Below are 8234 nucleotides of genomic sequence, written 5' to 3'. Positions count from 1 at the left end.
TCACATCAAAGCGCGCCACATCCGAGTTCTATCAGCCATGACCAGCCCGCTACCGGACCCCACCAAGATCCGAACGTCAAACAGCTCCTAGGAGGGAGACCCGTACGGGGCTACCGTCCTCGAATAGGCCCAGCTTGACGGGTTGCGTGATGGAGGTCACGGAGGGGCCAGGCCATGCGATCGCGTCGGCGTGCGGGTCGGTCTCGATGACGCGCAATTCCAGGCGGTTGGCGCGTTCGGGGACTGGTTGAACTCGTACCGCGCCGCGTCGTGTTCCTAGGGCCGATTCCAGGGCGGGCAGTTTGGCGATGGCGTCCTCTACCGTCTGACCGCGTGCCAGAGCGACCCTGGCGCGGTATCCCCACAGGTCGACGATCGCCGATTGGATGCGTGAGCCGGTAAGGCCGACAGCGTGGGAGATGTCCGGCCAGGCGGCGAGCGTGCGTTCCACGCGTACCCGAGCACGACGCCGGCGATGCGCCCACCACGGGAGGCCGGCGACCAGCCCCCCGATGATGAGCGTGGCCGGAAGCGGCGCGGTGAACGGGCCAACGGCCGTGGCGGTAGCCGTCCATCCGCCGATGAGCATGACGGTTGCGGCGGCGTAGCCGCGTTCCACGGGTCGAGTCAGGTTGACCCATCGGCCGTACAAGGCCAGCGCCCACGCTGCCAGTCCGGTGAGGATCAGGACGGTTGGCCACCACGTGGGATAGGCCGTGTGCAGGATCCTCCCGCCCGTGAGGGCGAGAAGCATTGCGGTCAGGGGGGCGAGTTCGGAGCGGTAACGCCACATCGCGCGAGCGATGGTCACGAGGGCGATGGGGGCGAACTCCAGATCATCGGAGAGCACCATCATGGGTTCGATACCGTCGCGACGCATCCGGCGGGCGTTGCGGCGCAACCGGTGCCGCGAGTGGCGATGCCTCACCATCTGGCCTCACCTTGCTTCGCGTAATCGGCGTGCTGTGCGGTGAGTTCGTCGCGCAGGTAGAACAGCGAATCGGTTTCGCCGTCGTGGTGAGCGCTCAAGGTTGCGCGAGCTGCGGCGATCAGGTCGGCGCGCCTGCGGCGGGTGCGGGCGAGTTCAGTACGGAGCTTGGCGATCTCCGCAGCCAGGGAAAGTGTGTCGTCCAGCGCGGTCGTGACGTGCTGCCAGATATCGGCCAGGGTCAGGGTGGTGGAAGAGAAGGCGTTGATGAGCTGACGGGCCGTGTGGTTGCGGGCGATGACCTCCTGAAGAGCCGGGTCGGGATAAGGGTTGGTGTAGGGCACTAGGCATCCCTCCTTAGGTCGGGGAACAGGGTCAGGAGCCGGTGAGCCAGCTCAGGGCGGCGCTCACCAGACGACGGATGTCAGGGGCTACGGCGGTAGCGGCCAGGAAGAAGCCGAACAGCAGGCATGTGATCGCCTGCCACAGCCTCAGGCCGAGGTAGCGCCAGGCCACCAGAACGGCCACTCCCAGCAGCACCACCAGGGGAACCGATACCTTCAAGGGGTCACCTCCTCTCGACTTGCCTCATGTAGCGGGGATCCGGTCAGGGGTTGGCGGTCAGATGCCGTCGTGGTGCGCCTTGCGGCGGTGCCAGCGGGCACGGGCGCGGCACTTGCGGCATCGGCCGGTGCCAGGGTCAGTGATGGCGCCACAGGGGCAACGGCGGCCGAACAGTCGAGGGATACGCAACGGGGTTCACCTCCTCACGTCGTGAAAGCCGGGGGCGGTGTCGTGGCAGTGGCGGACGTGAACGCCGACAAGGCGACGGGTCGCGCCGTCGAGGGAGGTACGCGGTCCGCCGGCGAGGCTCATGCGGCGGTCCTGCCTGCGGATGCTGGCGGTCAACGCGATGAACGCCACCAGCACGACAGCGCCCAGGAACAGCGCGAGGAACACGATGATCAAGCAGATGTCCACGGTCACGCCCCCTCGTGAAGGTCGGGGACGACCGCGCCGGAGTAGGACATCAGGGCCTCGTGACGAGCACGCGCACCGGCCAGGATTGCGACCGCCCCGTACTCCACGGGACCGAAGCGCACGGCGGTGCGGTGGTGGCCGTAGGCGATGCCCTCGGGGTCGATGGTCGAGCCGATGAGGCCGGCCAAGCGCTCGACCTCAGCGCGCATGTCCGCGTCGGTACCGCGCGGGACGAACACCGTGGCGGCCACGTCGCGCGGAGCGGTCACCGCGGGGCGGCTTTCCAAGAAGTCCGCAAGCGCTCGGAGTCCGGTGATCAGGCGGGGGCGGTGTTCATGGTCGGGGTATGCCATCGAGATCACTTCCTTCGGCCGGGGGGAACCTTGCGATAGCGAAGGTAGGTTCGGCGGAAGGGGTGACCCCATCACGAGATGAGATCTTGCGATGAGATCAACTGGATCTGGTGGTGAGATAAATGCCTGGTAGATGCCACTTCAGACATGAGAAAGCCCCCGACAGAGCCGAGGAATGAGCGTCTTGTAGACGCTGCGGCTTTGCCGGGGGCGGCTTGGGAGACTACGGCGCGAGGCTGAACGTCTCCGGGTCAGACAGGAGGTCAGCGAGGCACCGCGTCCTGCTATGGAGCTGGCGGGGACGCCTGGCCGAACAGTTCCAAGAACTCAATGACTTTCTCGCGTGCCCTCTTGTGGGCGGCTTGCTCGGTGGGGAGCCTTTCGATCGCCTGTGCTCCCTTGGGACCGGGCAGCTTGCAGTGCAGTTCCATCGGCCGGCACAGCACGTCCAAGGTGAAGGCACGCACGCCACCGACCATGCCGTGTTTGAATGCGTTGATCTTCGGCGACTGGACCCAGACGATCTCAAACTCAGCCACGGAGGGACTCGTTGTCGATGTCGGTCGCCCTCTGGACAGGGGCATTTGTCGCGGGTGACGGCGAATGGTCGGTGGCCATTTCCCGGTAGCGTTCGGCTACCCGCTGTGCTGCCGTGGTGGGAGCGTCGGCGGGGCAGCAGGTGTAGACCCTCCGCCCGGTGCGCTCGGAGAGACGCCCCGTCCACCAGCGAAAATGCACACCTTTGGGTCCGTGCTCACACCACACCACCAAGCCGTACCGAAGTGACAGCGCTGCCACCTGGTCGCCTGGATGAGGGTCGGCAGTGATCCCGTGGCTCTCCAGCTCTCGGCACAGCCGTAGCACGGCTGACGCGACAGGGGAGCGCTGAACGGTGACCATCCTGATCACGGCTTCTTCCCCACGCCACCAAGTACCCACACGGGTACGTCAGGGTGATCGCTGGGGTACACCGCGTCGAAGTCGTCCGGCCGCCACTCGTTCAGCCGTACCAGGCCCGGCTCTACCAGCGTGGTTCCGGCGAAGAAGGGCAACACCCGGTCGCGGTCGCGGAAGGCGATCTCGGCAGCGGTGTAGCCATGGGAGGCCTCGATCATGGCCGGAGTCGGTTCCAGGTGCGAAATCGCCACGTATGAGCCGGATGCCAGCGAGTCAGTCAGGGTGCCGACGATCCGGTACGGGTCGTGCTCCCCACCATCGGGGAAGAAGTGCAGGATCGCGAACAACAGGACGGCGATCGGCTGGGAGAAGTCCAGTAGCGTACTGGCCTGTCCTAGGATCGCACCGGACTCCCGGAGGTCACCGCCGACTGCGTGCGTGGTGGGGTTGGTGGCCAGCAACGCGTCTGCATGGGCCAGCACTAACGGGTCATTGTCCACGTAGACCACTCGGGCATCTGGCGTGACCGCCTGAGCCACTTCGTGAACGTTCTGCCGTGTCGGTAGACCTGACCCGATGTCGAGGAACTGCCGAATACCCGCCTCCTGCGCCAAGTAGCGGACTACACGCCTGAGAAACGTCCGGTTCGCCACGGCAAGCCGAGGGACGTACGGCGCGCTCTCGATGACCCTCGCGGCTGCCTGCCGGTCGACGGGAAAGTGGTCCTTGCCACCGAGGAAACAGTCATAGATCCGGGCGATATTGGGCTGAGAAGGGTCATAGACCGGCTTCATGACTCTGCTCACGCTAGGCGGCTCGATCGGATGCGTGGCACTCCCCCTATTGGAGGCCGCTCTCAGATCGATTCCAGCGCTCCGCAACCTTCCGATTACGGTCCGTATCGACGCTTTCACGTAGCAATCACGGCTCTGCACCTCCTGTGATAGGCGAGCCGCATATCTCTCTGCGAGTCCCCGGCCCTGACCTGCGTCTTGCCTTGACGGGAGGGTTTCAAGCAAAGGCGTTCGGGCTAATCTCACCGTGATATCTCACGATGTGATGGACTTAGAGATCTGCCGACTTCTTTACAGGCGAGCTGCCAAAGGGACGGAACGCACGCCATGGCGATGGATCAGCGAAACGTCAGAGAGATCCTTGATGGCGTTTTTGCACGTCAAGACATGGATGACGTATGCCGGCGACGTGACGTCGGGGGCATCATCCGCATCCTCGGCAAGTACGGAGTCACTCAAGGGCAGATCGCCAGTCTCACAGGAATCGCCCAGGGGCGCATAAGCGAGTACAAGACAGGCAAGCGCATCCCGACCGCTAAGTCTACAGTTGAGGCGTTCGCTGATGGCTTGGGCATGCCTGCGCACTTACGTCACTCTTTGGGGCTTTCCCCAAAGAGTGACGGCAACGGCGCGGACGGTGCGCAGATCATCAGCGGCGAGTTTCAAATCCCTACAGACACGTTCGACTTGCAGCTTCTAGCGGAGGAAGTCGGGAAGCGGGGTGACGCGTTGAAGCGACGCGAACTACTCGGCATGATTGCGCGCCTCGGTGCCACTACAGCACTCGCACAAAATGAGGTCTGGGAACGACTCTCGTATGCCTTGGCCAAACCAAGTGCCATAGACGAAGCGATCGTTCGGGAGATGGAAGCTAGATCAGCGGGATTCCATCGTCTCGAAGAAATCATGTCGGCAGGCTCTATCTACAAAGGACTTGCTCTCCACCTCAAAGAGGTTGGGACCATTCTCAACGGCACGACCACCGACCCGAAAGACGAGCTAAGGCGGCGTCTGATCGTCGTAGCGGCGGAAAGTAGCGTGCTGGCCGGCTGGATCGCCAGCGACATGGGAAGCCCTACGACCGCGCGCAACTTCTACAGCACTGCGGAAAGAGCCGCTAAAGAGGCAGACGACCCCAGCATCGTTGCGTGCGCCTACGCGTACCGTAGCTACATCCCGAGCGCTAAGGGCTCTCATGGACGAGCTAGGGCATTGCTAGCAAGCGCCTTGGAGGTACTTCCGCCTTCTGCTTCGCCAGGCACGATGTCATGGCTTGCCGCACGACACGCAGAGGAGAGCGCGGCTCTCGGCGACAAAGAGAGCGCCATTCACTCATGGGCGCGTGCCGAAGAGGCCTTCAGCATCTCGGATCCCGAAGAAGATCGAGTCTGGACACGGTTCCTCGATCAGGACCGCTTCGACTCGTTCCGAATCGCGACCTATTCACGAATGGGAAGATTGAACGAGGCAGAAGAGATGGCGCATGCCGTCATCGCACGACTTCCTCATGTGGAGAGAAAGAGAGCCGCGATCATCCTTGCCGATATCGCTACGGCGCATCTCGTTCAAGGTTCCATTGATGCAGCGGCGAAGCTCGCAAGGGACGGTCTCGCAGCGGTCAGAGAAACCGAATACGCTATCTGGCTTCCCAGGTTTGAAGTGCTGGCAGAATCGCTAAGGCGCTGGCACACTCAGCCAATGGTCAGATCCTTCATGGAAGACCTGGCTATGACGAAGCGTCAGTTCTCCTCGTCTCAGCGCTAATCCAGGCAAAATACTCGGCGCTCCCCGCAACGATGGGTGTAGCGATGATCTCGGGTGTATCGTAGCTGTGGTTAGCCTTGATATGTGCTTCGAGAGCGGGAAATAAAGCAGCCGTTGTCTTGATGAGAAGCTGCCACTCTTGGGCGTCCTTTATCTCTCCTTGCCACCAGTACACGGAACGAATGGGCCCAACCATCTGAGCGCAGGCAGCGAGTCGCTCGCCAGCGATGCTCCGCGCGAGCTTCACCGCCTCCTCCGTACTCGGCATCGTCGTTAAAACCTGCAGGTATTCCGGCATCGCCTGTCCTCTTAGTCCATTTTGTGGAGATGAATATCTATGCGGCCAAGTCGTCCTCAGTCGCTCATTCATAGGGTGGAGTGAGCCCTCTGCCAGGATGCCTAAAATAGCACCCAGGCAGTTACTAGGCTATATCGATTCCATGGCGAAAATGGATGGCTCGTGATGGAGATCATTCGGAATTAGGAGTAAATACTATCACGCCACTCTTTGTTCCTGGAGGCGGTACCTTGCTGGCCTCAAGCCCTACACTGATGAGTAGGCCCCCGGACAGAGAATTACGGCTCCACAGCCAGTTAATCAGTGCTGCTCGACAGAGAACACGCGCGTTCTCACTGATGTCTCGATCCTTTGCGGAAGTTTGATCTAGCCCCCACGAAGCAACCACGCCATCGTTCACCAGAAGACGTTCTCCGTGCGTGATGTCACTTCGCGCCTCGTAGATTTTATCGAGCTGGGCGCCACTCGGCTGTCCGGGCGCAAACTTCTGCATGAACGTCTTGAATAGGGTGCTTGGCTTAAAGTCAGGGCCAGCTCCTGACTGCGGCGAGCGATCGATATCTAGGCCAGCCACACACTCTATAGCGTTGATTAATGACGTAAAATACAGAGACTTTGAGTAGTCCCAGACGGTTGCCGCGGTGTGGTACCAGTAGGAAGCTCGCATATATCGATCGCGAGCCTCAACGCTTAGGCTGGAAACCATGTCCAACAATTGAGAGAGCTCTGTCGGGATCGTTAGTGTATCGCCTACATAGTTCCTCGAATTGTAGTAAGTGTTCGATTCCACCTCTGCCAGCAAAGGAGAATTGTCCACAGGAAAGTCGTTGACGATGTAGGTGAAGTTCGGTATTAAGTAGCCTTCATTTGCCCAGGTTGAGACTGTAGTTGATCCTTGGCGCACGAAGACCCAATGCTTTCTTGCAGAGTTCACGGACAAGCTGATACGGGTCGATAGAAAAAGGTTGAGCAGGAGGGCGAGTTCCTGCGCTCGCCTCATGTAACGCAACTGTTCGATAACGAAATTGGGAGAGCCCCTGAAGGGTAGATCTACAATGAACGGATGTTCGGCCATTAATTCAGAAGGGCGTGGAGCTTGAGCGGGGGCAGGGACGATGCGGAGATTATCTCCATGGCGCCACTGACCGTCGACGGCCTTCCTGCTAAACATCGTCCAGCGGGAGATCTTAAGATCAGACGGAATTAATATTTCTTGCTCTATGGCCTCCTGTATCCTACCTTTGATCGCAGGTGTCATCGCGGGCCCCGATGTGGCATCAATTATCTTGCCGTTACGATAGTGCAAGCTAAGTGCCCAGTCGTCATTCTGGGTGCGGTACTCAACTTCTTGTGCGCGGAACTGTGCGCTTCTTGGAAGTATGGATCCAAGAACTATTCTCAACTCTTCGTCATCAATTTCTCCAACATGGAGATCTTTTGCTATCGATTTCTTTGCCATTATTCGAGTCTTTCATGCATTCCGCCGGCATGGGCAGATCAGTGGTGTTCCACGGAATGGAACTCTCGACACTCTTAGCTATGACATTTGCCAAGTTGGCTGCGAACTATGCAGGCCGCACATCGCGCCACCATCCCACCTTCCTCTGGGGCGTTTACCCCTCAGTCGGCTAAGAAATAGATCGGGAACCTTGGAGGGTCGCGATGCTTCGTTGACTGTGACTACCTTCTGTCGCGCTGTGCCCTTCACCAGCTTGATCAAGACGTACGTGATAGACCCACTACCTATTCCGGTAGATATTGACCTGTCACCTAATCCGACAACTCCTCCAAAGGTTCTGCTCGCTCGATCATCTGAGCCGTGGGGAAACCATCCAGGAGTCCGAGAATCACCTTGTACGAAGCTCCTTGAGCGTCGCTCAGCGAGATGGTCCATCGATCATTATCCGCGTCATGAGAGTCGGAGATGACGTGTACCGAATCCTCGCCCCCGGGAGGCGCATCGAAGCACCCCTTTGCAAGATCAGGATATCGAGTTTCGATGATCCACTTTGCCCACGCGATGGCACTCTCTCGGCCGAACGAGTCATGCCAACCATCACCCAGGGCCCCGGCGAGTTGAGGTTTTGATGGGGTTCGTTCATAAACATACGGCTACGCAGGTAGGGAAATGCCAAGCCGCCACAGATGGAAAGGCACGGTTCCCGAAGATCAGAGGTATCTGAGGCCACCTGATCTGAAGAGGAAACCGTGCCTGTCGT

10 protein-coding genes are annotated in these 8234 nt (G+C 60.3%); 1 reads left to right on the top strand and 9 read right to left on the bottom strand.

The genetic code is table 11. The features are described from left to right. Positions 1-76 precede the first annotated feature (76 nt). From ACGFIV_RS36080 to ACGFIV_RS36050, 7 genes are all read right to left on the bottom strand, one after another. Positions 77-931 carry a hypothetical protein gene (locus ACGFIV_RS36080; RefSeq protein WP_392839553.1) on the bottom strand — a complete coding sequence of 285 codons (855 nt, stop codon included), beginning with the start codon at positions 929-931 and terminating at the stop codon, positions 77-79. Next, positions 925-1272 carry a hypothetical protein gene (locus ACGFIV_RS36075; RefSeq protein ID WP_392839551.1) on the bottom strand — a complete coding sequence of 116 codons (348 nt, stop codon included), beginning with the start codon at positions 1270-1272 and terminating at the stop codon, positions 925-927. The genes ACGFIV_RS36080 and ACGFIV_RS36075 overlap by 7 nt, the downstream gene beginning before the upstream one ends. A 31-nt stretch (positions 1273-1303) precedes the next feature. After that, positions 1304-1492 (bottom strand): hypothetical protein, encoded by a 189-nt coding sequence (locus ACGFIV_RS36070; protein WP_392839550.1) that lies wholly within the window; start codon positions 1490-1492, stop codon positions 1304-1306. Positions 1493-1687: 195 nt separating this feature from the next. Beyond that, the gene (locus ACGFIV_RS36065) at positions 1688-1915 is read right to left on the bottom strand and encodes a hypothetical protein (RefSeq protein ID WP_392839548.1); all 228 of its coding nucleotides are present in this window, start codon (positions 1913-1915) and stop codon (positions 1688-1690) included. Next, a complete protein-coding gene (locus ACGFIV_RS36060; protein WP_392839546.1) occupies positions 1912-2262 on the bottom strand; it encodes a hypothetical protein in 351 nt (116 codons plus the stop codon). The genes ACGFIV_RS36065 and ACGFIV_RS36060 overlap by 4 nt, the downstream gene beginning before the upstream one ends. Positions 2263-2546: 284 nt before the next feature. Then, positions 2547-2801, bottom strand: coding sequence for a hypothetical protein (locus tag ACGFIV_RS36055; protein ID WP_392839544.1), 255 nt, complete (start codon positions 2799-2801; stop codon positions 2547-2549). 366 nt (positions 2802-3167) lie between these two features. Next, entirely contained in the window at positions 3168-3953 is a 786-nt protein-coding gene (locus ACGFIV_RS36050; RefSeq protein WP_392839542.1) for an SAM-dependent methyltransferase, read from the bottom strand. A 327-nt stretch (positions 3954-4280) separates the two neighbouring features. On the opposite strand from ACGFIV_RS36050, the gene ACGFIV_RS36045 reads away from it, so the two are divergent. Then, complete coding sequence (locus ACGFIV_RS36045; RefSeq protein WP_392839540.1) at positions 4281-5717, top strand: helix-turn-helix domain-containing protein; 1437 nt, start codon at positions 4281-4283, stop codon at positions 5715-5717. Here ACGFIV_RS36045 and cutA read toward each other — a convergent pair. Further along, entirely contained in the window at positions 5680-5985 is a 306-nt protein-coding gene (cutA, locus tag ACGFIV_RS36040) for a divalent-cation tolerance protein CutA (RefSeq protein ID WP_392839555.1), read from the bottom strand. The two genes, ACGFIV_RS36045 and cutA, sit on opposite strands and share 38 nt — an antisense overlap. Before the next feature lie 202 nt (positions 5986-6187). Further along, on the bottom strand, positions 6188-7474 hold the full coding sequence (locus ACGFIV_RS36035; RefSeq protein WP_392839538.1) for a hypothetical protein: 1287 nt from the start codon (positions 7472-7474) through the stop codon (positions 6188-6190). Positions 7475-8234: the final 760 nt, after the last annotated feature.

It is taken from the genome of Sphaerisporangium sp. NPDC049003 (assembly GCF_043197795.1).
In the GTDB taxonomy this organism is placed as follows: Bacteria; Actinomycetota; Actinomycetes; order Streptosporangiales; family Streptosporangiaceae; genus Sphaerisporangium.
This window is presented reverse-complemented; position numbering and strand designations above follow the sequence as displayed.